The 26,184-nt window shown below is 75.0% G+C and carries 20 protein-coding genes; all 20 read left to right on the top strand.

The annotated features are described in order from the left end of the window. The first annotated feature begins 14 nt into the window (after positions 1-14). The 20 genes from J2S43_RS08470 to J2S43_RS08375 all read left to right on the top strand — a co-directional run bounded on the left by J2S43_RS08470 (position 15) and on the right by J2S43_RS08375 (position 26,184). Entirely contained in the window at positions 15-467 is a 453-nt protein-coding gene (locus J2S43_RS08470; protein ID WP_306828216.1) for a phage tail protein, read from the top strand. 4 nt (positions 468-471) lie between these two features. Next, a complete protein-coding gene (locus J2S43_RS08465; RefSeq protein ID WP_306828215.1) occupies positions 472-1,971 on the top strand; it encodes a phage tail sheath subtilisin-like domain-containing protein in 1,500 nt (499 codons plus the stop codon). Next, a complete protein-coding gene (locus tag J2S43_RS08460; RefSeq protein WP_306828214.1) occupies positions 1,968-2,459 on the top strand; it encodes a phage tail protein in 492 nt (163 codons plus the stop codon). The genes J2S43_RS08465 and J2S43_RS08460 overlap by 4 nt, the downstream gene beginning before the upstream one ends. A 2-nt stretch (positions 2,460-2,461) precedes the next feature. Continuing rightward, a complete protein-coding gene (locus tag J2S43_RS08455; protein WP_306828213.1) occupies positions 2,462-2,647 on the top strand; it encodes a putative phage tail protein in 186 nt (61 codons plus the stop codon). Continuing rightward, positions 2,644-3,312, top strand: a complete 669-nt coding sequence (locus J2S43_RS08450) for a CIS tube protein (protein ID WP_306828212.1) — start codon at positions 2,644-2,646, stop codon at positions 3,310-3,312. Before J2S43_RS08455 ends, J2S43_RS08450 begins: the two co-directional genes overlap by 4 nt. After that, positions 3,309-4,493: a phage late control D family protein gene (locus J2S43_RS08445; RefSeq protein WP_306828210.1), complete on the top strand. Its 1,185-nt coding sequence runs from the start codon at positions 3,309-3,311 to the stop codon at positions 4,491-4,493. Before J2S43_RS08450 ends, J2S43_RS08445 begins: the two co-directional genes overlap by 4 nt. Next, positions 4,490-5,164, top strand: coding sequence for a phage baseplate assembly protein V (locus J2S43_RS08440; RefSeq protein ID WP_306828209.1), 675 nt, complete (start codon positions 4,490-4,492; stop codon positions 5,162-5,164). The genes J2S43_RS08445 and J2S43_RS08440 overlap by 4 nt, the downstream gene beginning before the upstream one ends. Further along, a complete protein-coding gene (locus J2S43_RS08435; protein WP_306828206.1) occupies positions 5,161-5,562 on the top strand; it encodes a GPW/gp25 family protein in 402 nt (133 codons plus the stop codon). Before J2S43_RS08440 ends, J2S43_RS08435 begins: the two co-directional genes overlap by 4 nt. A 73-nt stretch (positions 5,563-5,635) precedes the next feature. Next, complete coding sequence (locus J2S43_RS08430; protein WP_306828204.1) at positions 5,636-8,974, top strand: baseplate J/gp47 family protein; 3,339 nt, start codon at positions 5,636-5,638, stop codon at positions 8,972-8,974. Then, the gene (locus J2S43_RS08425) at positions 8,971-9,117 is read left to right on the top strand and encodes a hypothetical protein (RefSeq protein ID WP_306828203.1); all 147 of its coding nucleotides are present in this window, start codon (positions 8,971-8,973) and stop codon (positions 9,115-9,117) included. Before J2S43_RS08430 ends, J2S43_RS08425 begins: the two co-directional genes overlap by 4 nt. Further along, complete coding sequence (locus J2S43_RS08420) at positions 9,114-9,254, top strand: hypothetical protein (protein WP_306828201.1); 141 nt, start codon at positions 9,114-9,116, stop codon at positions 9,252-9,254. Before J2S43_RS08425 ends, J2S43_RS08420 begins: the two co-directional genes overlap by 4 nt. Further along, complete coding sequence (locus J2S43_RS08415; RefSeq protein WP_306828199.1) at positions 9,251-11,296, top strand: putative baseplate assembly protein; 2,046 nt, start codon at positions 9,251-9,253, stop codon at positions 11,294-11,296. Before J2S43_RS08420 ends, J2S43_RS08415 begins: the two co-directional genes overlap by 4 nt. Beyond that, entirely contained in the window at positions 11,293-13,185 is a 1,893-nt protein-coding gene (locus J2S43_RS08410; RefSeq protein WP_306828197.1) for a phage tail protein, read from the top strand. Before J2S43_RS08415 ends, J2S43_RS08410 begins: the two co-directional genes overlap by 4 nt. 21 nt (positions 13,186-13,206) lie before the next feature. Then, on the top strand, positions 13,207-14,352 hold the full coding sequence (locus J2S43_RS08405; protein ID WP_306828195.1) for a hypothetical protein: 1,146 nt from the start codon (positions 13,207-13,209) through the stop codon (positions 14,350-14,352). Position 14,353: 1 nt separating this feature from the next. Then, positions 14,354-16,486: a hypothetical protein gene (locus J2S43_RS08400; RefSeq protein ID WP_306828194.1), complete on the top strand. Its 2,133-nt coding sequence runs from the start codon at positions 14,354-14,356 to the stop codon at positions 16,484-16,486. Next, positions 16,483-17,631 (top strand): hypothetical protein, encoded by a 1,149-nt coding sequence (locus J2S43_RS08395; protein WP_306828192.1) that lies wholly within the window; start codon positions 16,483-16,485, stop codon positions 17,629-17,631. The genes J2S43_RS08400 and J2S43_RS08395 overlap by 4 nt, the downstream gene beginning before the upstream one ends. A 10-nt stretch (positions 17,632-17,641) precedes the next feature. Then, positions 17,642-18,163, top strand: coding sequence for a hypothetical protein (locus J2S43_RS08390; protein WP_306828190.1), 522 nt, complete (start codon positions 17,642-17,644; stop codon positions 18,161-18,163). After that, positions 18,160-19,833: a hypothetical protein gene (locus J2S43_RS08385; RefSeq protein WP_306828188.1), complete on the top strand. Its 1,674-nt coding sequence runs from the start codon at positions 18,160-18,162 to the stop codon at positions 19,831-19,833. Before J2S43_RS08390 ends, J2S43_RS08385 begins: the two co-directional genes overlap by 4 nt. Beyond that, on the top strand, positions 19,833-22,043 hold the full coding sequence (locus J2S43_RS08380) for an AAA family ATPase (RefSeq protein ID WP_306828186.1): 2,211 nt from the start codon (positions 19,833-19,835) through the stop codon (positions 22,041-22,043). The genes J2S43_RS08385 and J2S43_RS08380 overlap by 1 nt, the downstream gene beginning before the upstream one ends. A gap of 85 nt (positions 22,044-22,128) precedes the next feature. Next, positions 22,129-26,184, top strand: a complete 4,056-nt coding sequence (locus J2S43_RS08375) for a hypothetical protein (protein WP_306828184.1) — start codon at positions 22,129-22,131, stop codon at positions 26,182-26,184.

The following is a 26,184-nucleotide window of genomic DNA, read 5'->3' as shown; positions in this document are numbered from 1 at the left end:
TGTGAGGTAGAGCGATGCCGCCCGTGATCCGGGACGACCCGTACGCCGGCTACAACTTCCAGGTCATCGTCACCAACGTCAGTGATGACGGGGTGGCGGTGAGCGGCGCCTTCACCGAGGTGTCCGGACTCGAGCTGGAGATCCCGCCGATCGAGTACCGCAACGGCTCCGAGGACACCACGGTGCGGAAGATCCCGGGGCTGAAGAAGTTCACGAACATCACGCTCAAGCGCGGGATCACCGGCCACGTCGGCTTCTTCACCTGGGTGACCGAGGCGCTGAACGGCCGGGTCCGGCGCACGTCCGGCTCGGTGATCCTGCTGGACGAGAACCGGCAGGAGGTCATGCGGTGGAACTTCGACCGCGCGTGGCCGACGAAGTACACCGGGCCGTCGCTGGCCGCGGGCAAGAACGAGATCGCCATGGAGACGCTGGTCATCGCCGTCGAGTCGCTGACGATCGCGTGACCTGATGAGACGCTCCGAACTGCTGCCCGGCGTGACGCTCACGATCGAGCGCCCGCCGGCCGAGCCGGACCCGCTGCGCACGGACGTGGCCGCGTTCCTCGGGCGGACCGCGCGCGGGCCGGCCGGCGTGCCGGTGCGGGTGGAGAGCCCGGACGAGGCCGCGCTCACGTTCGGGCCGCTCGGCGGTGACTCGCACACGCCGTGGGCGCTGCGCGGGTTCTTCGCCAACGGCGGCAGGACCGCGTGGGTGATCCGGGTCGGTGGGGGCACGGCCGCGTCGGCGGAGTGGATCGTCGGCCCGCGCGCCCACGACGGCGGGTGGGGACCGGGCGCGCCCGTGCGCGGCGGTTTCCGGCACGCCGCGTACCGCGTGGTGGCGACCAGTCCCGGCGCGTGGGCGGAGAACACCCGGGTGACGATCCGGTTCCGGGCCAGCAGCCTGGCCGGGCCGCCGGTGGTGAGCGTGCGGGTGGCCGCGCCGGGCGAGCCGGTGGAGACGTTCCCGCAGCTGCCACCGGCCGGCGTCGTGGAGGCCCTGACGGCCTCCCGGCTGATCCGGCTGGAGCCGGCCGGTGATCCGGTGCCGGTGCCCGGGGTCCCGTCCGGGCCGCTGTCGATGGGCTGGGACCTGGTGCTGCGCGGCGGTGCGGACACGCCGGCCCGGGTGAGCGACTACGCCGCCGCGGTGCAGGCGCAGGCCGACCTGCCCGAGCCCGCGCTGGTCGCGCTGCCCGACCTGGACGACCTCGCGCCCGGCGACCGGGAGGAGATCGTGCGCGCGCTGCTGACCACGGCCGGCACGCCGCACGACCGGCTGATCGTGCTGGACGCGCCCGGCCCGCTGACCGCCGCGGAGGACGTGCTGAACTGGGCCGTTCCGGCCGACGCCGCCGCGTACCATCCGTGGCTGCTGGTCCCGGACACGGCCACCACGCTGCGGGCCGTGCCGCCGTCCGGGCACGTGCTCGGGCTGATCGCGCGGCTCGACGCGGAGCGCGGCGCCCACCACACCCCGGCGAACGCGGTGCTGCTCGACGCCGTCGACCTGCGTGATCATCTGCCGGAGGCGCAACAGGCGCGGCTGTTCGCCGAGGCGTCGCTGAACCTGCTGCGGTGCGCCCCCGCGCGCGGCCTGACCGTGTGGGGCGGGCGCACGCTCGCCGGGCGATATGTGGCCCACCGGCGGCTGATCCACCTGCTGGTGCGCGCCATGCGCCGGGTCGCCGACCCGCTGGTCTTCGACGCCAACGGCCCGGAGGTGCGGCTCGCGCTGGTCCGCGGCCTCACCTCGGTGCTGCTGGCCGCGTTCCGCGCGGGTGCGCTGGCCGGCACCCGGGCCGAGGCGGCGTTCCGGGTCGTCTGCGACGAGTCGAACAACCCGGAGGGACAGGATCCGGGGCTGGTCAACTGCCACGTGGACGTCGCGCCCGCGAACCCGATGGAGTTCATCCGCCTGCGGCTCGTGCTCGGCCAGGACCGAGGGCTGGAGGTGCTGGAGGCATGAGCAGTCCCGTCAGGCCGGACCCGCTGCCGAAGTTCCGGTTCCTGGTCACGCTGGACGCCGGCGACGCCTACCTGCCGCCGGCCCAGGCGCAGCTGCTGCCGAAGGTCGCCGCCGGCGCGTTCCAAGAGGTCACCGGCCTGGGCGCGCAGCTGGAGGTGGTCAGCTACGCGGAGGGCGGCCGCAACGACTCGGTGCACCAGCTGCCGCTGCGGCACTCGTGGAACCGGATCACGCTCAAACGCGGCGTGCTGCGCGACCCGGGCCTGTTCGCGTGGTACACGGCCGGGCTCGCCGACTCGCTCGGCGCCCGCCGGGACGGCGCCGTCATCCTGCTCGGCCTGGACGGCACACCGGCGCTGTCCTGGGCGTTCCGGGGCGGGCTCGCCGCCAAGTGGACCGGGCCGGACCTGCACGCCGAGCAGAACGCGGTCGCCATCGAGCAGCTCGAGATCGCCCACGAGGGGCTGACGAAGGTCGGAGGGGAGTGAGCGTGGCGTCCGTGACGATCCACCACCTGGAGGTGCGCTTCCACGTGGAGGGCAACGACAACCAGGTGTTCACCGCGCTCTTCACCACGCACATCCGGGCCTGGCAGCGCGCCTACGAGGACGAGTGCGCGCGCCGCAGGCAGATCGACGCGCAGCGCGGCTTCGGCGACCGGGCGGCGGGCCGATGACGTTCCCGGTGGTGGCCGCCGGTGCCGGCGTCGCGCAGGCCCGGCTGGAGATCGTGCGCCCGTTCATCGCGGACGAGACGGCGCGCCGGATCCCGCTGCGGTTCAACCCGTCCGACTACAAGCTGAGCAAGGGCAACACGTTCGCGGAGATCCCGATCCCGGGCCTGGAGGCGCCACCGCTGCAGTACGTGCGCGGGGCGAGCGAGACGCTGACGATCGAGGCGCTGGTCGACACGTCGGACACGGCCGAGGACGTCCGCATCAAGTACGTCGACCGGCTGCGGGCCCTGATGACGCCGGACAGCCGGGAGCACGCGCCACCGATCGTGCGGTTCGTGTGGGGCCGGCCGGTCTTCACCGGCGTGCTGGAGAAGCTGGACATCACCTACCAGCTGTTCCGCCCCGACGGCGTACCGCTGCGGGCGAAGCTCGATTGTGGTTTGAAGGAGTACCGGCAGGCCGCGGTGCAGGCGATGGATCCGCCCCGGTCCTCGCCCACGGTCGAGAAGAGCTACACCGTGCGGCGCGGGGACACGCTCAGCAGCATCGCGGCGGCCGTCTACCGCCGGCCGGACGCGTGGCGGGAGCTGGCCCGGGCCAACGGCATCACCGACCCGCGGCAGTTGCGCCCCGGGCTGGTCCTCACCGTGCCGAGGCTGCCGTGACCGCGCCGTTCAGCCTCGTCGAGGTCGCGCCGGCCGACCGGTACGCGCCGGAGTTCCGGGTGGAGATCGAGGGCCTGGAGGTCGACCCGTCCACCAGGAACGACATCCTCGAGGTCAAGGTCACCCGGGATCTGGAGGAGATGTCGGCGTTCGACCTGACGCTCAACAACTGGGACGACGTGCGGCTGCGGTTCAAGCACAGCGACTCCGCCGCGTTCACGGTCGGCCGGAAGGTCACGATCCGTCTGGGGTACGCCGAGAAGCTGCTCACGGTCGCGACCGGCACGATCACCACGCTCTCCCCCGCGTTCCCGGACGGCGCGTCCCCGACCGTGGCGATCAGCGGCGTCGACGGGATGTTGCAGCTCAAGGAGCGCAAACCGGCCGCGAACGAGCAGAAGATCTACCCGGACGTCGCGGACTGGCAGATCGCCGAGCAGATCGCGGCCCGCAACAACCTGCGGTCCGTGGTCACCCGCGAGGGGCCGACGCACGAGCAGGTCGTGCAGAAGAACCAGGACGACGCCACGTTCCTGCTGGAGCGCGCGAAACGGCTCGACTTCGACTGCTTCATGCTCCCCGACCCGGACGGAGGCCGCGACACCCTCTACTTCATCAAGCCGACCGACGGGCGCGACGGGCGGCCGGTGCGCGCGTACCGGCTGGCATACGCGCCGGGCCTGGCCACCGGGCCGAGCGCGCAACCGGCCGGCCTCGTACCGAACCTGATCTCCTTCACGCCGACGATGACGCTGTCCCGGCAGGTCGGAAAGGTCACGGTGCGCGGCTGGGACCCGCGCACCAAACAGGCGATCAGCGTCACCGCCGACGCCAGCTCGGTGCCGGCCGGCGACGGCGACGGGCAGAGCGGCCCGGAAGCCGCGTCCGCCGCGATGCCGGCCCGGCAGGACGTGGTGATCGAGGCGCCGGTCGCCAGCGCGGAGGAGGCCCGCGCGCTCGCCGAGGCGCTGCTGCGCGAGCGCGCCTACGAGTTCATCACCGCGACCGGGCGGATCGCCGGCCTGCCCGAGCTGCGGCCCGGCGACAACCTGGAGATCTACGGGCTGGGCCGGCGGTTCTCCGGCTCCTACTTCGTCAAACGCGTCGAGCACTCGCTCGGCTCGTCCGGATTCTTCACCGAGTTCGCCGTGCGGCGCATCCACGACGGAGGTACGTCATGACCAGCGCCCTGCCGCGCTCGCGCAGCACCGACCAGCGCTACTACGGCGTCGCCGTGGCACTGGTCGCCGAGACCGACGGCGACGACGAGGGGCGGGTCAAGCTGACCCTCCCCTGGTTCGACGACTCGACCGTCACGGACTGGTGCCGGGTCGCGCAGCTCTACGCGGGCGGCGGCTACGGCGCGGTCTTCGTGCCGGAGGTCGGCGACGAGGTGATCGTCGCGTTCGTGCACGGCGACCTGCGCTTCCCGATCGTGCTCGGCGGCCTCTACAACGGCGTCGACAAGCCGCCGGTCTCCCGGCGCGACGGCAACGACCAGAAGACGATCCGCACCCGGCACGGGCACCAGATCCTGTTCGACGACCGGTCGTCGACGGCCGTGGTGCGCGTGACGTCCGCGGCCGGGCACCGCGTGGAACTCGACGACGCCGGCTCGGTGCTGCGGCTCAAGGCGGCGCCCGGCGCGTCCGTGTCGATCGAGGCGGACGGCGCGATCACGCTCGCCTCCCGGACCTCGGTGGCGCTGGACGCGCCCGCGGTCACGCTCGGCACCGGTGCGGGCCGGCCGGCCGCGTTCGGCGACGCGCTGACCGCGCACACCCACGCCTCCGCCGGCAGCCCCGCCGTCTTCCCGGTCACACCGGCCTCCGGGCAGGTGAAAACCGCATGAGCGACTTCCTGGGTACGGGCTGGAGGTTCCCGATCGCGCCGGACTCGGCCGGCCGCCTGTCGTACGCGCACGGCGAGGAGAGCATCGCGCACTGCCTGCGGGCGCTGCTGCTCACCGGCCTCGGCGAGCGGGTCATGCGCCCCGACCTCGGCACCCGCGCGCCCGGCCTGGTCTTCGCGCCGGACAGCACCACCAACCTCGGCGATCTCGAGGACTCGATCCGCGACGCGGTGCGGCTCTTCGAGCCCAGGGTGGAGCTGGAGACGGTGCGCGCGGAGGCCTCCCCCGGCGACGAGGGCCGCGTCACCGTGACCATCGCCTACCGGGTGCGGCGCACGAACACCCGCGCCAACCTGGTCTTCCCGTTCTACCTCGGACTCACCGGGGGCCGGCCATGAGCGAGCTCGCGAGCGGATCTGCCGGCTCCGTGCTCGACGAATGCCGTCGGGGAAGCGAAGCGGAGGAGACGGCATGAGCCTGACCCCGCCCCGCCTGGACGACCTCACCTTCGACGCGCTGACCGAGGCCGCCCGGCTGCGGATCCCGGCCGAGTCCGGCGGCGAGTGGACGCTGCACGCCCCGGTCGACCCGGGCATGACGTTGCTGGACCTCTTCGCCTACCTGCTGGAACAGCGCTCCTACCGCCTCGACCAGGTCCCGGACGAGCTGATCACGGCGATGCTGCGCCTGCTCGGCGCGGACCCGCCACTGCCGGCCCGGCCGGCCGCGACGGTGCTCGCCCTCCAGCCGTGCGACGGCGGCCCGGTGACCGTGCCGGCCGGGACCGTGCTGACCCGCGATCCGGCGGAACGGGTGCTGTTCACACTGGACACGGATGTGACGGTGGTGCCGCTCGACCCGGCCGGACCACGGCTGGTGACCGGCGGCGCGGACCGCACGGCGGACCTGACGGCCCGCCGTGGCGTGCCGGTGCTGGCCGGCGCGGCGCCGGCCGGAGCCGGGTCGTCGTGCTGCGAGCGCCCCGGGCCGGGCGGAGCGGAGTTCGTGGTCGAGCTCCGCGGCACCGACGGCGATCCGCCGCCGGCCGGAACCCGGCTGTCGCTGCTGTTCGAACTGCGAACGGACCGGCGCTCCGCGCCGTCGTGGTCTCCGGACGCGGTGGCCGACGTGCCGCCACCGGCGGCCCTGACGTGGACCTGGGACGCACCGGAACGCGCCGGGACCCCGGCACGGAGCGGCGACGGCGGCAGCGTCCGCTACGACAGCGACGATCGCTACGGCACCGAACCCGGCGGCATCGGTTCCTACGGCACCGACCCGGACGTCGACGGTGGCCACGGCACCGCACGCGACGGCGCCGGCCGATACGACACGCATGAGGACGACGACAGCGGCTACGGCGACGAGCGCGACCGCGCCGGCCGACACGACTCGCACGAGGACGACGACAGCGGCTACGGCGACGAGCGCGGCGGCGCCGGCCGATACGACACCGATCGTGCCGACGGTGGCTACGGCGCGGAACGCGAGAACGACGGCCGTCACGGCAGCGATCGCGACGACGACCGCCACGGCACCGCACGCGGTGGTGGCGTGCGCTACGACGCCGGCCGCTATGGCGGGCCGAGCGGTCCGAGGCCACGGCCCGGCGTCATCGATGCCGAGGCCGAGGACGGAACGGCGGGATTGCGGCGGTCCGGAATCGTGACCGTGGTGCTGCCCGCACCGGCCGAGACCTACCGGCTGCGGGTGCGGGTGGGAGCCGCCACGCACTCGGCACCACCGGTGCTGCTGGCGATCGTGCCGAACGCGGTCGCGGCCCGGCACGTGCGCACGCTGCGGGCCGGTGAGGCGGAGCTGGCCGGGCAGATCGGCCACTGGCTGCGTCTGCCCGGCCAGCGCCTGACGCTGCCCGGCGCGGCCGGCCTGCTGCTGGACGCCGCACTCCGCCTGCGCCGCGACGGCCGCGCCCAGACGTGGCAGGCCGCTCCGGCGTTCACCTTCGCGGGCCCGGGCGACCGGCTGTTCCTGCTGGACCGCGAGACCGGCGAGCTGGTCTTCGGCGACGGCCTGACCGGCGCGATCCCGGTCCCGGACGCGATCCGGGTAACGGCCATGACCGAGGCGCCGGATGCGCCCCGGCTACCGGAGGTCGGCGACGGGCCGCATGCGAGCGGCCGGCCGCATGCGAGCGGCGGGCCCGGGGAGATCGGCGAGCCGGGCTCGGTCGGCGGACCGGGCCCGATCAGCGGATCGGACGCGATCAACGGACCAGACGCGATCAGCGGGCCGGAAGCGATCAGCCGGCCGGGAGCGATCAGCGGGCCGGGAGCGATCAGCGGGCCGAGAGCGATCAGCGGGCCGAGAGCGATCAGCGGGCCGGGAGCGATCAGCGGGCCGGGAGCGATCAGCGGGCCGAGAGCGATCAGCGGGCCGAGAGCGATCAGCGGGCCGAGAGCGATCAGCGGGCCGAGAGCGATCAGCGGGCCGGGAGCGATCAGCGGGCCGGGAGCGATCAGCGGGCCGAGAGCGATCAGCGGGCCGAGAGCGATCAGCGGGCCGAGAGCGATCAGCGGGCCGGGAGCGATCAGCGGGCCGGGAGCGATCAGCGGGCCGGGAGCGATCAGCGGGCCGAGAGCGATCAGCGGGCCGAGAGCGATCAGCGGGCCGAGAGCGATCAGCGGGCCGGGAGCGATCAGCGGGCCGGGAGCGATCAGCGGGCCGGGAGCGATCAGCGGGCCGGGAGCGATCAGCGGGCCGGGAGCGATCAGCGGGCCGGGAGCGATCAGCGGGCCGGGAGCGATCAGCGGGCCGGGAGCGATCAGCGGGCCGGGAGCGATCAGCGGGCCGGGAGCGATCAGCGGGCCGGGAGCGATCGACGAACGGGACATGGCCGGTGAGCCGGAAGCGATCGGTGAGCCGGACGGCGCGGATCGGCAGCGGTCTCGGCCGGGACCGGGCGGCTATCCGCCGCCGGGCTACCCGGCTCCGCCGGATGAGCCGCCGCCCGTGATCGAGGTCGACTATCGGGTGGGCGGCGGCTCGGCCGGGAACGGTGGCATGACCGCGAACTGGTATGTGCCGGTCGGCGCCACCGATGACGCCGCGATCGCGGCCGTGACCGGCCGGAACGTGGTACCCGCGGACGGCGGCCGGGATCCGGAGACTCCCACGGCCGCGCGGCGCCGGGCCGGTGCGGAGCTGGGCCGGGTGCACCGGGCGGTGACCGCGGCCGACTTCGCCGAGATCGCCGAGGACACGCCGGGCGTCGCGGTGGCCCGGGCGCACGCGCTGGTCGGCGCGCATCCCGGCTATCCGGGCATGACGGTGCCGGGCGCGGTGACGGTCCTGATCGTGCCCGCCACCGGCGGGCCGGGCGGCACGCCGGCGACCGCGGGCGATCCGTTCGCGGACGAGGCGTACCGGCCCGCGCTGGTCCCCGATCCCGGGATGCTGGCCGCCGTCCGGGCGCGGCTCTGCGCGGCCCGGCTGATCGGCACCGAGGTCTTCGTCCGCCCGCCGCGGTACCGCACGGTGACGCTGCGGGTGGACCTGGCGTCCACGCCCGCCGACCCGGCCCGGGTCCGGGCGCTGCTGCGGTCCGCACTGCGCCGCCACCTCGACCCGATCACCGGCGGTGACGACGGCGACGGCTGGCCGTTCGGCGGCCCGCTGCGCCCGTCGGGGCTGCTGCGCGCCGCGCTGGCCGCCACCGGCACGATGGCCGACCCGGTCGCGGTCGCGATCGGGCTCGACGGCGACGCCCCGGCCGAGAGCTGCGCCGACGTCCCGCTGCGGCCCGGCGAGCTGCCCGCGCTGGCCTCGATCACGATCGAGGTGACGCGATGAGTGACGTCTGGTCCATGCAGTCCGTGCCGGCGGCCACCACCGCACCGGACGACGGCCACCGGGCCGGACCTCACGCGGATCTGCCGCCGGGGCCCGGCCGGCCGGCCACGGCCGCCTCGATCGTGATCGGGGTGACGCGATGAGTGGCATCTGGTGCAAGCAGTCCGTGTCGGCGGCGGCCACCGCCGCACCGGGTCACGGCCACCGTCACACGAACCTGCCGCCGGGGCCCGGCCGGCCGGCCACCGCCCCCTCGATCGTGACCGAGGTGATCCGATGACGGGCGCGATGTGGTGGGAGCGGGCCGCGACGGGTGACGGCGCGCGGCAGGGCGCGGACGGCGCGCCGGAGCTGGTGGAGGCCACCCGGGAGCGGGTGCGGGCGGAGATCGGGGCGCGGATTCCCGGCTACACGCCGGACTGGTCGAACCCGGACCGGGCCGACGCCGGGGTCGCGCTGGTGCGGCTGTTCGGCGTGCAGGCGGAGCCGCTGCTTCGGCGGCTGAACCGGTTGCCGGAGAAGCTCCAGATCGAGCAACTGATCACGGCCGGGGTGCGGTCGCTGCCGGCCTCGGTCGCCACGGCGGATCTGCGGTTCACGGTGACGCCGCCGGACGGGCAGTCGGTGCTGATCCCGGCCGGTTTCCAGGCGGCGGCCGCGCCGGCGTCCGGGCAGGGCGAGCGGGTGCTCTTCGAAACCGGCCGGGAGCTTCACGCGACGCCGGCCGCGATCACGACCGTGCTGGTCGAGGAGCGGGGCCGGCGGCAGCCGGTGACGGGCGTGGCGACGGAGACGAACCGGCCGTTCCCGGCGTTCGGGGCCCGCCCGAGGCCCGGCAACGCGCTCTGGATCGGCTTCTCCGGGCGGGCCGCCCCGTACCCCGCGGTGAGTCTGGCCTTCGCCGTGAACGCGCGCCCGGGAGCGCCGGACGCGCAGGCGTCCGGTGGCGACTCACGCGAGCCGGCCGATGGGCCGCTGCTGCGCTGGCAGGTGCTCGACGGCACCCGGTTCGTGACCGCGGAGGTGGCGCACGACGGCACGGCCGGACTGCGGACGTCCGGCGTGGTGGAGCTGCGGGTGCCGCGCTCCTGGCGCCCGGGACGGCCGCCGGGCCCGGCCCCGCTGCCGGAGCTGCGCTGGCTGCGGGTGACGGTGGCGCACGGCGCGTTCCCGGAGCCGCCGGTGATCACGCGGCTGCTGACGAACGTGGTCGAGGCCGCCGCGGTGCGCACGGTGCGGAGCGAGGCGTTGCAGCCGATCACGACCGGGCCGGTGGACGGCCGGACCCGGATGCGGTTGAACCAGACGCCGGTGGTGCCGGGCAGCGTGGTCCTGGCCGTGGACGGCGACTCGGCCGGTGACGTGTTCGGGACCGTTGCCTCGCCGGCGACGCGCTGGCGGGAGGTGCCGTCGCTGGCCGGTGCGGGCCCGGACGATCGGGTGTTCACAGTGGAGCACGAGACCGGCGAGGTCACGTTCGGTGACGGCGTGCGGGGTGCGAAGGTGCCGCTCGGCTTCCGGAACGTCGTGGCGGAGCTCTACCGGGTCGGTGGTGGCGCGGCGGGCGCGGTGCCGGCCGGGGCGGTGCGCTCGCTGGTGACGTCGCTGGCGCACGTGACCGGCGTGACGAACCCGTCGGCCGCGTCCGGCGGTGCCGACCCGGAGACGACCGAGGAGACGGTACGCCGCGGGGCCGCGCAGCTCGGCGCCGGTGGCCGGGCGGTGGCGCCGGCGGACTACGCGCTGCTGGCATTGCGGGCGCCGGGCGCGCTGGTGGCCCGCGCGCACGCGGTGCCGGGCCTGGACCTGCAGCATCCGGGCCGTCCGGTGCCGGGGGTGGTGGGCGTGTTCGTCGTGCCGGGCGGCCCGGCGGCCGATGATCCGCCGGTGCCGGACGCGGCGGCGCTGCGCGCGGTCGCCACGCACCTGAGCAGGGAGGTGGCGCCGGTGGGCGTGCGGGTCACGACCGGTGCGGCCCGGTTCCAGCGGGCCGGCGTGGAGGCGAGGCTGGTACTGGATCCGGCGCTGTCGCGGGCCGAGGCGCTGGTCGCGGCCGGTGACGCGCTGACCGGCTATCTGGATCCGCTGCGCGGCGGCGATGACGGTGGCGGGTGGCCGTTCGGCGGCCCGATCCGGCATGCGGCGCTGGTCCGGCGGCTGCTGGCGGTGCCCGGGGTGCGGGCCGTGCCCCGGCTGCGGGTGGTGCTGGACGGTGTCGCGGCCTCGCCGTGCACGGACGTGGCGCTGCGCCCGCACGCGCTGCCGTGGCCGTCCCGGCCGGTGCTGGTGCCGGTCGCCGAGCCGACGGCGGGTGCGGCATGAGCTGCGGCCCGGGTGAGCCGACGTTCCGGCTGCTGGACGGCTACGTGGGCTGGGACGTGGCCGCGACGTCCGGGCTGACCGGCCTGCGCGACCCGGCCGGGCTGCGGCTGGCCCGTCTCGGCGGCGACCCGGACGCGCCCACCCGCCGTGAGCTGCTGCCGTGGTTCCCGGATCCCCGGCTCGCGCCGGCCCCGGAGGGCGGCTGGTTCCTCGCGACGCCCGGCGGCGTGCTGCGGCGCGGCCCGGACGGCGCCTGGCGTCCGGTGTGGACGCCCGGCTGCGATCCGGAGCCGCCGGTCCGCGCGACGCTGCTGGCCTCGCACGGCCATTGGCTCGCCGCCGCCGACCGGGACCGGGTGCGCGTCTGGTGGCGGGAGGGCGAGCAGCTCACCGCCGTCATCCGGGTCCGCGGTGGCGTCCGGGCACTCGCGGTGGATCATCGGGGTGGCACGGTACTGGCCACCGGCCACGGCACCGAGCTGTGGCGGTTCGGCCCGGACGGCCGGCCGCGCGGCCGGTTCCGCACCGGCCTGTCCGGCACGATCGAAGGCCTCCGCTTCGGTACGCGCGGCCGCCTGCACGTGCTCACCGACGAGCACGGCACGCTGCGGCTGTGGACGCTGACGCGCGGCCGCCCGCGGCCCGCCACCGTCGGCGCGCTCGGCCCGGGCACCGCGCTGACCGACGCCTGGGCCGGCGGCTTCTGCCTGGGGGAGGCGGGCTGTCACGACTGGCACGGCTGCCCCACCGGCGGCCCGCCGCCCGCCGCGCCGTCCGTGCATCGGCACGGCGAGCTGCGTACCACCGGGATCGATTCGGGTATTCCCCGCTGCCGCTGGCACCGGGTGACCGTGGACGCGGACGTGCCGGACGGCTGCGCGGTGCACCTGGCGGTCGCGGTCACCGAGGAGACGGACTCAGACGGCGTGGTCGTCGAGCCGGACGACGGCGACTGGCAGCTCGCACCGGCCGGCGCGACCGACTTCCTGATCGACGCTCCGCCCGGCCGCTACCTGCTGCTGCGGCTGGCGCTGACCGGTGACGGCACCGCTACCCCGGTCGTCCGGCGGGTGCGGCTGGACCTGCCCCGGCATACCAGCGCGGATCTGCTGCCGGCCGCGTACCTGGCGGATCCGGCGGCCGAGGACTTCACCGAGCGGTTCCTGTCGCTGTTCGACGTCGAGCTGGCCGGCATCGACCGGGTGCTCGACCGCTATCCGGCGCTGCTCGACCCGGCGGGCGTGCCGGACGAGGCGCTGCCCTGGCTGGGTGGTCTGCTCGGGTTCGCGTTCGAGGCCGGCTGGTCACCGGCCGTGCGCCGGGAGCTGCTGGCCGCCGCGCCCGGCCTGTTCCGGCGGCGGGGCACGCCCGGCGCGCTGCGGGACGTGATCCGCGTCGTGACCGGCGCGGACCCGGTCATCACCGACCTGGCCGCGGAACGGGCGTGGCTGCCGCTGAGTGACGGTGGCGTGCGGCTCGGGGCTGGCCGGCTGTTCGGGCGGTCCGCGGCGCGGTTTCGGCTGGGCACGTCGCCGCTGGGCGGTGCGCCGCTGCGCAGTCACGGCGACCCGGCCACGGATCCGCTGACCGAGGCCGCGTACCGGTTCCGGGTGTCGTTGCCGGCGGGCGCCGCGCCGGTGGAGACGGCGGCGGTGGAGCGGCTGATCGCGGCGCACGCACCGGCGCACACGGCCGGGACCGTGCATCGGGGCGGGCTCGGCTGGGTCGTCGGGGTGCGCTCGACGGTCGGCGTGGACACCGCGTTCGTACCGCTGCCGGAGACGACGGTCGGCACGCCGCTCGACCGCGGCACGGTGCTCGCCCCCTCGCGCCGGGGCGTACGGCGCGGCATCGCCGTCGGCGGCACGGCCGGCGCGGCCACCTGGTGAACGTGAACGAAGGGAATCGAGATGAGCACAGTGCACGACCTGCCGGACCTGCGCCGGCTGCGCTACTTCCAGGGGCAGTTCCTCGGCCCGCGCGACCTGCAGCGCGAACAGGAGTACTTCCGCGCGAAGTCGCGGCTGCACCTGCGCTACCTGCTCGGCTACGGGGTGGTCTGCGGCCTCGGCGTGGAGTGCGGCCCGCCGCAGGATCATCACGAGGACAGCGAGAAGACCCGCCGGGCGTACGTGACGATCACGCCGGGCCTGGGCGTCGACGCGTGCGGCCGGGAGATCGTCGCCGGCGGCCCGTGCACGGTCGACCTGTTCGGCGCGCTGTCCGCCGAGGAGCGGACCGATCCGGACTGCACGCTGTGGGTCGGCGTCGAGTACGCGGAGGAGGCGGTCGAGCCGACCCGGACCGTGTTCACCTCGGACTGCGCGGGCTCCGACTGCGAGAACGGCTGGATCCGCGAGGGATACCGGGTCCGGGTGACCGCGACCAAGCCGGAACCGGACCGGCGCTGCACCACCTGTGACGCGCCGCCGGACGACGACGTGCTGTGGCTGGCCCGCATCGAGCACGCGGACCCGCATCGGCCGGTCCGGGCGGAGGACGTGCACGTGGAGATCCGGCGGCCGTTCGGGCTGCACGTGCCGACCGTGATCACCGGGATCAGCTGGGACCACGGCGGTACGTACACGGTGCAGGAGGCGAAGGATCTGCTCGGCACCGTCGACGAGGACGGCGGGCTGCGGGTGCGGTTCTCCGACGACATCCGCACCGACTCGCTGCGCCGCGGCGTGCTCGACGTGCAGGTGATCGAGGGCGGCGCCGGCAAGAACGCGGACTCGTGGTTCATGGGTGGCGCGTTCGCGGACTGCGGCGACGACGAGTTCACCCGTGAGCTGCGGTTCCGGCAGACGACCCGGGAGACGCTGCAGGACGACGACCGCGTGCTGATCACGATACGTACCGCGTTCCTGCTGGACCGCTGCTGCCGCCCGGTCGACGGCACGCACGTCGGCGGGAAGGTGCCGCGGATCGACTGCGAGCCGGAGCCGCCCGGTCCCGGCTGTGCGACACCGCCACGCGGGTACGGCCCGTGGACGTCCGGGATCGGGCGCGGCGGCGACGTCTTCGAGAGCTGGTTCTTCGTGAGGGAGGGCTGAGATGACCGCGACCACCGCCACCCGGCGCGGATGCGGCTGCGGGGGCGCGTGCGGGGGCGCGCCCGCCACCGGCACGGGCGGTTTCGTCCGGCCGCGGTTCTTCGCCGGGCTGCTGCTGACCGAGGACGACCTCGAGGCGGTCACCGGTTACGTGACCGGCAAGAACCGCCTGCACAACCGGCACCTGGTCGGGCCCGGCGTGGTGTCCGGCCTGGACGTGTGGTGCGACCCGTGCGGCGGCGGCTCGGTGACGGTCCGCCCGGGTTACGCGGTCGACGGCCGCGGCAACGACATCGTGGTCGACTGCGCCACCACGGTGGACGTGTCCGGGCTGGTCCGGGACCTGCGGATCGGCGCGATCGGCACGGACTGCGGCTGCGACGACGACGGCGAGCGCGGCTACGGGCTGTACGTCTCCTACGCGGAGGTGCCGGGTGAGCCGGTGGCGCCGATGCCGTCCGGGCACGGCGGTCCGGGCACGGCCGGTGCGTCGCGGATCCGGGAGTCGTTCCGGTTCAGCGTCGCGCACCTCGGGCCGGTGGACCCGGACGACGAGCCGTACCACCCGTGGCAGCGCATCGCGGCGCGGCTCGGCGGGCGCGCCGATCTGGACGCACGCCGGGGGCACGCGCACCGGCTCCAGCGGTACGGCGCGGCGGCGACCTGGGCGGCACGCACGGCGGGCCGGGAGGTCGCGTGGACCGGCGACGTCGGCGCCCGGTACGAGGCGGCGGCGGCCGAACTCGCCACGCTCCCGGACGAGCCGACGGACGAGCAGGTGGTCAGCCTGGTCGACGCCGCCCGGGCGCTCGCCTCCGGGCTGGCCCGGTTCATCCTCGCGCCGGAGCCGAAACCCACGCCGGTCACCGGCGTGGAGGAGGCACAGCGGCGGCTCGTGGCCGCGCGGGAGACGCTCCTGCCCCGGGTCACCGAGGGTGTGTTCGCCGATCCGGCGCTGCGCGAGGTGGCGACGGCGGTGCTGCGGACGCCGGTCGAGCAGGACGATCTCGGGCTGCGGATGAGCGCGCTGGGCACGCCGCTGCCCCCGGAGCTGCGCAACGCGCTGGCCGCGGACGCGTACCGGCTGCGGGGTTGGCTGTTGTCCAGACTGGACACCGACGGGACCGCCGGCGGCTGCGGGATCCGGGCGGCGGTGGCCGGGGTGACGCTGCCGGTGCGGGAGCAGGACGGGCCGCTGACGACCGCGGACCTGTCGGTGCTGGGGCGGGCCGCGCTCGTGGTGGGCGACGGCGTCGCCGGGTATGCCACGGACACGGTCTGTGCGTCACTGCAGCCGCCGGCGCCGGTGTCCACGGACACGCCGGTGCTGCTCGCCACGGTGACGCTGCGCGACTGTGACGTGGAGACGGTGTGCACGTCCGGGCGGCGGCAGGCGTCGCCGGGCGGTCCGGGTTACGCGGCGTGGGCCGACGTGGTCGCGCCGGCGAGGGCGCTCGCGGCCGGGCTGTGCTGCCGGCCGGTGTCGTCCGCGCCGGGACCGGACGACGGGACCGGGCCGGGCACGGTGCCGGACCTGCCGTACCGGGCGGATCTGTTCGTGGAGTGGACGGCCGGGGCGCTGCGGCGGCTGCTGGACCTGCTGGACCCCGGCGTGGAACCGGCGTTGAGCCGGGGCGTGCCGATCTCCGGGCCGGCGAGCGGCGCCGCCTCCGGATCCTCCGGCGACGCGGCGGCGGCCGGCGACACGGCACGGGCCGACGAGGCGGCGCGGGAGGACGAGGCGGCGCGGGAGGCCCAGGCGGCGCGGGAGGCCCAGGCGGCGCGGGACGCCGAGGTGGCCGAGCTGCGCGGGCGCGTCGAGGAGCTGTCCGCGCTGCGGCAGCGGGCCGACGAGGTGGCCGTGCTCCGGGGACGCGTCGACGAGCTGACGCGCCTGATCGAGCGCCTCCAGTCCGCCGCTGCCTCCGGTGACTCGACCGGCGGGTCCGCCGGCTCCGATGACGAGGCCGCCGGGGACGAACCGGCGGCGGACGAACCGGCGGCGGAGAAGCCGGCGACGGAGAAGCCGGGGCCGGACCAGGAACCGGAGCAGCCGGCCACCCGGCGGGCGCCGGCGAAGCGGGCCGGCCGGCAGCGTCCCGGTGAGTCCGGCTCCGGGCGGAGTGGCCGATGAGCAGCCCGCAGCGGCCCGTCTTCTTCGAGGGCCAGTACATCTCCGCCGCCGACCTGGACGCCGCCGTCGCGCACGCCCGGGAACACGCCGCCCGGCACGACCGCTACCTGCACGAATGGGGCATCGCGGAAGGGCTGCGGCTGATCGGCGAGGAGCAGCCCGGCACGGACGGCACCGGCGCGTTCGTGAGCGTCACGCTGGCTCCGGGCGTGGCGATCGACGGCACCGGGCGGGAGATCGTGGTGCCGGAGCCGGTGCCGCTCGGCGAGGACCTGTTCCGCGACACGAACGGCGCCGACCAGGGCTCCGGCGACCGCTACCCGGTGTTCCTCGCCGGCCTCGACCGGGAGCCGGCACCGTCCGGCCTGACCGGCACCGACTCGCCCGCCACCCGGGTGGACGAGTCGTACCAGATCATCTTCGGGCGGCCCGGCGACGAGAAGCTCGTCGCCGAACGGCCGGCACCGGGGATCGGCGACGGCCCCGGGGACGGCACCGCGCCCTGGCACATCCTGGTCGGCTTCGTCACCTGGCGCGCGGGCCGGTTCCGCAGCGTGCACACCGAGTCCGGCACCGCCCGGCCACCCACGGCCGGGGTCCGGGCCGGCCTGGTCGCCGCGCCCGGCGGCACGCTCACGCTCCGCTCCCAGCTCGCGGCCGGCGAGGGCGGCGCGGTCGTGACCCTGACCGGCGACGACGGGCTGCGATTCGGGCTGCACAAGGCGGACGGCAGCATCGAGAGCCTGCTCACCGTCAACCCGCGCGGCAACCTGACCATCCGCGGCACGATCGCGAGCGGCCCGGCGGCCGGCGGCATGACCGCGGTCTCCGGCGTCGCCACCGACGGCACGATCCTGCCGCTGCCGGCCGGGATCAGCGCCGAGCAGGTCACGTCCGGGCAGGTCACGCTGCACACGACGGTGACACCGCTGGTGACCGGCCCGCCGTTCCCGGACGACGGCGTCTGGCTGCCGTCACCGGTCGAGTGCACGATCGACGACGACCGGCGGCTGTCCTGCCGGGTCCGCTGGCTGAACGCGGACAGCCTCGGCGGCGAGCCGGCCGCCCGGCAGGTCCGCCAGACGCCCGGCGCGGCCCGCTACCTGGTGCTGGCCGCGGTCGCCGCGACACCGGAAGCGACCTGAGGGAGACGACATGACCACGACGGTGGTGTTCGCGCGCGGGACCGGGCACGTGCTCGCCGCGCTGGATGCCGCGGGCGCCGGGCCGCTCGCGCTCGCCGACCTGATCGGCACGACGCTGTCCGTCCGGCCGGCCGCCGACCTGCCCGGTGGCGGTGCCGCGCCGCCGGAGCCGGTGCCGGTGCCGGACCGGCTCCTCGACGCCGTGCCGGTGCTGCCGGACCCGAACATCCTGACCGACCCGCACGGGTACGCCGTGCACGGCGGGACCGCCCGGAAGATCACGCTGGAGTGGGGGCCGGCACCGGTGGAGAGCGACGGCGGCGACGTCGTGCTGACGCTGCCGACCCCGGTCGCGCCGGACGCCGCCGCGCTGATCATCGTCGTCCGGGAGGGCACCGCGCCGATCGAGTTCGAGGAGAAGGCGGCGGGCGGGAAGGTCACGGTGCACCCGCCGGTCAGCCCCGGGTCGTACACGATGCTGTCGCTGGTCGAGGGCCTGCCGATCCGCGCCGACGTGGTCGAGATCCGATGAGCACGCCGCCGCCCGACCTGGACATCCGCCGCTGCGTCGTGCGGGTGGTCCGGCGCGGCGGCTGGAGCTGGGGCCCCGACCCGGATGCGCTGCGGCGGCGGGTGATCGAGGCGCTGCCGGAGCTGATCGAGGCGCACGTGACCGCGCGGGTGGCGGAGGCGCTGCACGGGCGGGAACCGCCGCCCGGCGAGAGCGTGGAGATCACCGAGCCGGTGGTCGTGGACGTGACCGTGTCGATCGAGGAGCTGCTCTCGGGTCTCTCCCGCGACCTGGCCTTCGACCGCGCCTCGGTGGCGTACCCGTCGGCGCTGTCGGATCTTCCGGTTTCGCCCGGCGGTGACCCGGTGCCGTCGCCGCCGCCCGGACCCGCGACCGAGCCGGACCTCGGCGGCGGTGACCCGGCGGTGACCGGGGCGGTGGGCTTCGGCCGGCTGCTGGAACGCCTGGCGGCCGGAGGCGTGCTGGGCCGGATCAGCGCGGAACGGTTCGCGGAGCTGGCCGGCGAGCCGGACGCCGAGGCGACGCGCCCGGCCACCGGCGCCGCGATCTCGGCCGGCCACCGCGTGCCCGGCCGCTGGACCGGCGAGGTCGAGGTGGCGTCCACGCTGCCGTTCCTGCTGGTCGCGGCGCTGCACCGGATCGGGTTACTGGAGGCGCTCGGCCCGGTCCTGGCCGCGGACGGCCTGCTCGACGACGCACCGTTCGTGGCCGCGGCGTGGGCGTGCAAGGTGCTCGGCCCGCCGCACCGCGGCTGGCTGCGTACGCCGCAGGACACCGTGGACGCGTGCGCGTTCGCCGGGCTGCCGCCGGACGGGCTGGACGGCGCGGCACTGACCGCCACGGCCCGGCGTGCCGGACGAGCCCTGTCGCGCTGGGACGGCCTGCTGGCGCTGAGCGTCTGCGCCGGTCACCCGGCCGGCGCGCCACTGCTGCTGGCCGAGACCGGCGACGGCCTGCTGCTCACCGAACCCGACGGCCTGTTCCCCATCGCCCGTGCCGACGACGTCTCCACCCTGCTCCCGCACTGGGACGCCTGCGACCGCCCCCGGATACTGCTCGCCGGCACCACCGGCCCACCGGCCCGGCCGCCTCACACCGCCCACGCCCCGGGCGCAGGCGGGTTTTCGGAGCCGACGGCCGGTGATGAGCCGACGGCCGGTGATGAGCCGGCGGCCGGTGATGCGCCGGTGGGCGTGCGGAGCATGCCGGCACGGCACGCCCGGGCGCTCGCGGACGCCGGTGTCCCGCTCGCGGCGACGGCGGCGCCGTCGCGGGGTGAGCGCTGGACCCGCCTTCCCCGCCGCGGCCCGATCGACCTGCCCACCATGGAGGCCGAGCTCGACGACCTCCTGCGGGAGCTGTCCCGCCGCCCGGTCTCCCCCGCGCGCGGCGGCCCGGACGCGCTGGAGCGCAGCGCCTCGCTGACCGCCGGGGTAGCGCTCGGCACGCTGGCCTGGCTGCTCTGGCGGGATCGGGAACGCCCGGTGCCGCAGCTCGCGCTGTCCCGGTTCGGGGACCTGAGCGGCGTCGTCCGGTTCGGGCCGGAGACCGTGGACGTGCGGCTGCCGCTCGGCCGGCGCCGCTCCGACCTGTCCGCGCACGGCCTGCTCACCGATGTCCCGGACATCCCGTGGTTCGGCGGTCGCACGCTCACCTTCGGGGGCGCCTGATGACGGCGGACGTGACCGGGCCGGCGCGGGAGCACCTGCGGCTGCGGATGCGGCCGGTGCAGCGGGCACTCGCGGCCGCGGCGGATCGGCAGACCGCGCGGGCGGCGCGGCTGGTGCGGCCGGACCTGACGCCGTTCTGTGTGACGGACGAGCAGGTGGGACTGCTGTTCGCGCGGCTGGCGGAGGATCTGCCGCCGGAGCCGACGAGCCTGGACGACGACGAGCGGGAGGCCGAACGCGAACTGCGGCGGCGGGCCGGTGGCGTACTGCCGTTGGACGCGCTGGCCGTGCGGTTCCGCCTCTCCCCCACCGCCGTGGACGCGTTGCTGCTGGTCACGGCCGTGGAGCTGGACTCGGCATACGAGCGGATCTTCGCATACGTGGTGGACGACCTGAACCGGCGACAGGCCTCGGCCGAGCTGCTCACCGCCGTCCTCGACTGCGCGGAGGAGCTGCGCCCGGCGGCGCCGCTACGGCGGTACGGCCTGATTCGCACGGTCGCGGGCGGGACGGGCGGGCTCGCCGAGGAGCTGACCGCCGCGCCCGGACTGGCCGACCTGCTCAGCGGCCTACCGCTCGATCCCGGACTGATCGGGCACGACCCGTTCGAGGTGCCGCCCGCGACCGCACCCGCACCACCGGGCGCCGACGAGCTGGGCCGGCTCGGGCAGGCGCTCGGCGACGGGCGGCTGGACCTGGTCGGGCTCTGGGGCGGCACGGTGGCGGCCCGGCGGGAGGCGGCGCTCGCGGTCGCCACGGCAGCCGGCCGGCCGCTGCGGTTGCTGCGACCCGGTGCCGACGATCCGGACCGGCCGGTGACCGACCCGGCCGGGCCGGCCGGTGGCGCGAGCGGCGCGGCGATGGCCGAGGCCGCGCGGGTGGCGGCCGCGCTCGGCGCCGTGGTGTGGGTGCCGGCCGAGTCGGCTGAGGCGTCCGCGCTGCTGGCGCGCGTACGGCTGCCCGCGATCCTGACCGGCGACTCACCGTGGCGACCACCGGCGCTGGTGGCGGCGCGCGACTACGCGGAGCTGCCGCTGCCCGCCGCGGACCTGCGCCAACGACGCGATCGGTGGGCATCGGTGCTGCCCGACCTGGAGCCGGCGCTGCGCGAGGAGCTGGCCGCCCGGTACCGGATGAGCGGCGAGGAACTGCGCGCGGTCGCGTCGATGGCGCGCTCCCGGGCCCGGTTCGCCGGCAACGGCCGGCCCGCGCCGCTGGCCGAGCACGTGCCGCCCGCGCTGTCCGCGGTGACCCGCCCCAGAAGCAGTGCCCAGGGGTACGTGACGCGCCCCCGCCATACCCTCGAAGATCTTGTGTTGCCGTCCGCGCAGATGGCGTCGATCATGGAGATCGCCGCCGCGTTCCGGGCCTGGCCACGGGTCGCGGAGGCGTGGGGATTCGGGCGACGGCCGGGCGAGGCCGGGGTCAAGGTGATGTTCTCCGGCGAGTCCGGGACCGGCAAGACGCTGACCGCCGAGGTGCTGGCCGGGACCGCCGGGCTGGACCTGTTCGTGATCGACCTGTCGCAGGTGGTCTCGAAGTGGATCGGCGAGACCGAGAAGAACCTGGAGGCCGCGTTCCGGCAGGCCGAGCAGTCGCACGCGGTGCTGTTCTTCGACGAGGCCGACGCGCTGTTCGGCAAGCGCGGCGAGGTCAAGCACGGCACCGACCGGTACGCGAACCTCGAGGTCGGCTACCTGCTGCAACGGCTGGAGAGCAGCCCGGCGCCGGCGATCCTGGCCACGAACCTGCGCGACAACCTCGATCCGGCGTTCACCCGGCGATTCCACTTCATGGTCTCGTTCCCGCGGCCCGGCCCCGCGGAGCGTCGCCGACTGTGGACGATCGCGTTCCCGCCGGAGGCCCCGCTCGCGGACGACGTCGACCTGGAGACGCTGAGCCGCCTCGACATGACCGGCGCCGCGATCGCGTCGGCGGCCCGGAGCGCGGCACTGCTCGCCGCGGAACGCGACGCCACCTCGATCACGATGCGGCAGGTGGTGGCGGGCGTACAGCGCCAGTTCCAGCGCGAGTCCCGGCTGCTGCAACCGGCCGAACTGGGCATCCACGGCCACCTGCTCACCTCCGCCGGTCCGCCCGGCACGCCGCCCGCCGGTCCGCCGGACGGGCCGTTCGGTGCGTCGTCCGGTCGGCGACCGTCACCCGGGCAGCCGAGCGGGCCCGGATCAGGCCGCGAGGTGCGGCGATGAACCGGTGGGGCCGCCGGTCGGGACGGGGGTGGGTGTAGCCGTGCCACCGCCGCCGGTCAAGGCCGTTCTGCGGTCGCCGCCCGCTGTGACGACGAGTCCGCGGGAGCGGGAGACGGTGCGGCCCCGCCGTGGGCGCGCGACGGTCGGCGCGGAGGCGGTGCGGGCACAGACGATGGTCGGTAACGCCATGGTGGCCGCGATGCTGACGAGCGGCGGGCCGCCGGGGCGGCCGGGACTCCTGACCGGCACGTCAGGACTGGCCGGGACTGCATCATGGACGTCGGGGCTGGCCGGAGGCCTGCGCTACCGGGCGTCGGGGCGTCCGGGTGTGTGGGGCACGGGCATGGCGGCGGACGCCTTCGAACCGGCCGCCGCGATCGTGGGAGCCGGGCAGTCCACCGGAACGGCGGCCGGCACAGGCGGGAAGCGACCCGGCGGCTCGTCACCGATCGGCGGCACCTCAGGGACCGGCGGCGTTCCGGCGACCGGTGGCGCACCGTCGACCGGCGCCGCACCGGTCACCGACTCCGCGGGCGCGGCGGAGACGCCTGGCCAAACGGGAGCGCCAGGCAGGGCGGAGGCCGCTCGGGACAGGACCGAGGCCGCGCGCACGAGCGAAGAGCCGGCGAGGGATCCGGCCAAGCAGGTCAAGGCGGCGAAGGCCGCCGGCGCTCCCGAGCTGGCCGAGGACCGGAAGCGGCCCGCCACCGCCGCCGACGGCGCCGGAGGGACGAAGAGCGCGAAGCGGACGCCCGGCGCGGACCCGAAGTTCCAGACGCTGAAGAAGGACGTCGCGGCGAAGAAGTCGACCGTGGCGCGTAGTCACCCGCCGGCACGCGCCGAGGCCACGTCGGCGCAGGCGGCGTCCGTACCCCCGAAGGATGATCAGGAGGCGCGCGGCAAGGCCGCGCATGCCGAGGAGATGGACGCGGCGCGGCCGAAGGAGTTCGACAAGGCCGCGTTCGTGACCGCGGTCGAGGAGGCGATCGCGCGCAAGGCGCCGAAGAACCTGGAGGAGGCCGACGAGTTCGGCGACTCGGGCAAGGCCGAGGAGGTCAAGACCGAGGTACAGGGCCGGGTCGGCGACGGGACGGACACGGCCGCGCAGGAGATCGAGGGCGCGACGAAGGCGACGCCGGAGCCCGCGCCGGACGCGAAGCCGGTCACCCCGATGACGCCGGACCGGCCGCCCGGCGCCCCGGCCGGTCCCGATCCCGCGCTGGCCGCACCGGACCGGCTGCCGCCGTCCGCGACCGACATGTCCGACGGGCCGGAGCAGGTCGCCGGTCAGATGGCCGACGCGGACGTGACCAAGCAGCAGCTGTCGCTGCCGAACTCGCGCGAGCCCTCGTTCGGGAAGGCGGTCGCGGAGACCGACAGGATGGAGAAGCACTCCGCGGCGGCGCCGGGCACGCTGCGTACCGCCGAGGCCGGTGAACTCAAGGAGGTCAAGGCGGCCGCCGCGCAGAACGGCCGGGCCGCGATGGGCGACATGTCCGGCCGGCGGTTCGCGGCCGGGCAGCGCGTCGGCGCCGGGAAGGCCGGCGCGAAGTCGTCCGACGAGCGGAAACGCGCCCAGGTCACCGCCGTCTTGCAGAGCGTTTTCGACGGTACGAAGAAGGACGTCGAACGTACCCTCGGCGATCTTGACAAGGCCGTCGACGGCGAGTTCACCAGGGGCGAGCGCGATGCGCGGCGCGGCTTCGAGCGCGAGCACAAGACCGGGATGGCGCGCTACAAGCGGGAGCGCTACTCCGGCTGGGACGGCCCGATGAAGTGGGGCTGGGACAAGCTGACGTCGCTGCCGGAGGAGGCCAACCGGATCTACGAGCGGGCCCGCGACAACTACCTGCGCGAGATGAAGAAGGTCATCTCGCGGATCGGTGACCTGGTCGAGTCCGGCCTGCGCGCCGCGAAGGCCCGGATCGCGACCGGGAAGGCGGATCTTCAGGCGGCCGTCACGGCGCTGCCGGCCGACCTGCGGGCGATCGGCGTGGAGGCGGCGGGCGAGTTCGCGGATCGGTTCTCCGAGATGGAGGATCAGGTCAACGAGAAGGGCAGCGAGCTGGTCCAGACGGTCGCGGACCGGTACACCGAGGCGGTCAAGTCCGTCGACGACGCGATCGCGAAGGAGAAGGAGAAGAACAAGGGCCTGGTCGCGAAGGCCGTCGACGCGGTCAAGGGCGTCATCGACACGATCATCCAGATCAAGAACGCGCTGCTCGGCATCCTCCGCAAGGCGGCCCAGGCGATCGGCGCGATCCTGAAGGACCCGATCGGCTTCCTTCGCAACCTGATCGCCGCCGTGGGTGGCGGGCTGCGGTTGTTCATGCGCAACATCGGGCGGCACATGCAGGCCGGGGTGTTGCAGTGGCTGCTGGGGACGGCGTCGTCGGCCGGGTTGCAGCTGCCGTCGAAGTTCGACACCCAGGGCATCGTGCAGGTGCTGGCGACGCTGCTGGGTCTGACGTGGGCGAACATCCGCGGCCGGATCACCCGGAAGGTGCCGGAGAAGGCCGTGCAGGCGGCCGAGACGTCGGTGCCGCTGGTGTCGGCGGTCAAGCGGCAGGGCGTCAACGGCATGTGGTCGGAGCTGCGCGGCCGGGTGGGCGACCTGAAGAAGGACTTGATCTCCAAGGTCGTGAAATACCTGACGCCGACCATCATCATCGCGGGGATCACCTGGATCCTGTCGCTGTTCAATCCGGCGTCGGCATTCATCCGCGCCTGCAAGATGATCATCGACATCATCCGCTTCATCGTGACTCAGGGGCGGCAGATCCTGGAGTTCGTGAACACCGTGCTGGACGCGGTGATCGCGATCGCGCGGGGTGGGTCGGGCGGGGTGGCGCAGCTGGTGGAGCGGGCGCTGGCCCGCAGCATCCCGGTCCTGATCGGGGCCTTCGCGGCGATCCTCGGCATCGGCGGCATCGCGGGCAAGGTGAAGCAGATCTTCCAGGCCCTGGCCAGGCCGGTCAACCGCGCGGTCGACTGGGTGATCAACAAGATCGTCACCCTGCTGAAGAAGCTCAGGCCGAAGAAGCCTCGCAAGCCGCCCAAGCCCCGACGGCCGAAGGACATGCGACCGCGCGGACCACGGCGACCGCGCCGCGACCGGCCGCACAGTCCGCGCCGCCCGAAGGACCGCGACAAGCGCCCGAAGGACCGCGACAGGCCGAAGAAGGGCGCAGTCGACGCGGCTCTGCGTGAGGCGGAGGCGCTGGTCCGGCCGGACGTCCCGATCTCCGCGATCGACCGGCGGCTCGACCCGATCCGGCGGCGGCACCGGCTCAGGCGGCTCTCGCTGATCATCGAGGGCTTCGGTCCGAAGGAGACGATCCTCCGCTTCGCCGGTGTCAACACCCCGGAGAAGAAGGGCCGGCGGGTCAAACAGTGGCACAAGACCTACGACGGCATCCGGCACCTGGTCGAACTCACCAAGGGCATCCCTGGCCTGATCCTGCGCCGGGACACGCTCGCCGACGGGACGACCGAGGTGGAACTGCTGGAGTTCCGTACCGGCGAGAAGGTGATCCGCAAGGTCGCTTATCACAACCCGGACGACGTGGACTTGCCGCACGCGTGGCGGCGCTCGGCCCACGCCCGCGCCGACTCGGAACGGCTGAGTCACCTGGTCGCCCGCGCGATCGGGGCGAACGTTCCGGCGGTCTACCGGTACTCCCGCACCGAGATGCTGATGGACTACCTCGAAGGGCCGTCGGGGCGCGACTTGACCGCCGGGATGAGCCGGGACCAGCGCGAGGCAGTGGTGGCGCAGTACGCGCGGACGCCCGAGGGAAGCACGCTCGGCCTGCTCGACGTCCTGATCGGCAACCCGGACCGGAACGTCGGCAACTGGATCCGGGTCGACGGGGTCGTCTACGGCATCGACCAGGGCGAGGCGTGGTCCGAGGCCGGCAAGAAACTGTCCGGCTGGACCTTCGCGGGGTTCAGCCGCCGGTTCTACGACTTCGACAGAAAGCAATGGATCAGGAACGACCTGACCCGGGCCGAGGTCGTGCAGCTGGAGGCCGCGCTACGGTCCCTGGAGAGCGAGTTCGTCCCCTCCCGGCAGACCTGGTACCGCGACATGATGGAACGGTTCGAAGAGGTCAAGAAACACAGTCGCTGGGGCGGATGA

The sequence above is a fragment of the Catenuloplanes nepalensis genome, from assembly GCF_030811575.1.
GTDB lineage: Bacteria > Actinomycetota > Actinomycetes > Mycobacteriales > Micromonosporaceae > Catenuloplanes > Catenuloplanes nepalensis.
This window is presented reverse-complemented; position numbering and strand designations above follow the sequence as displayed.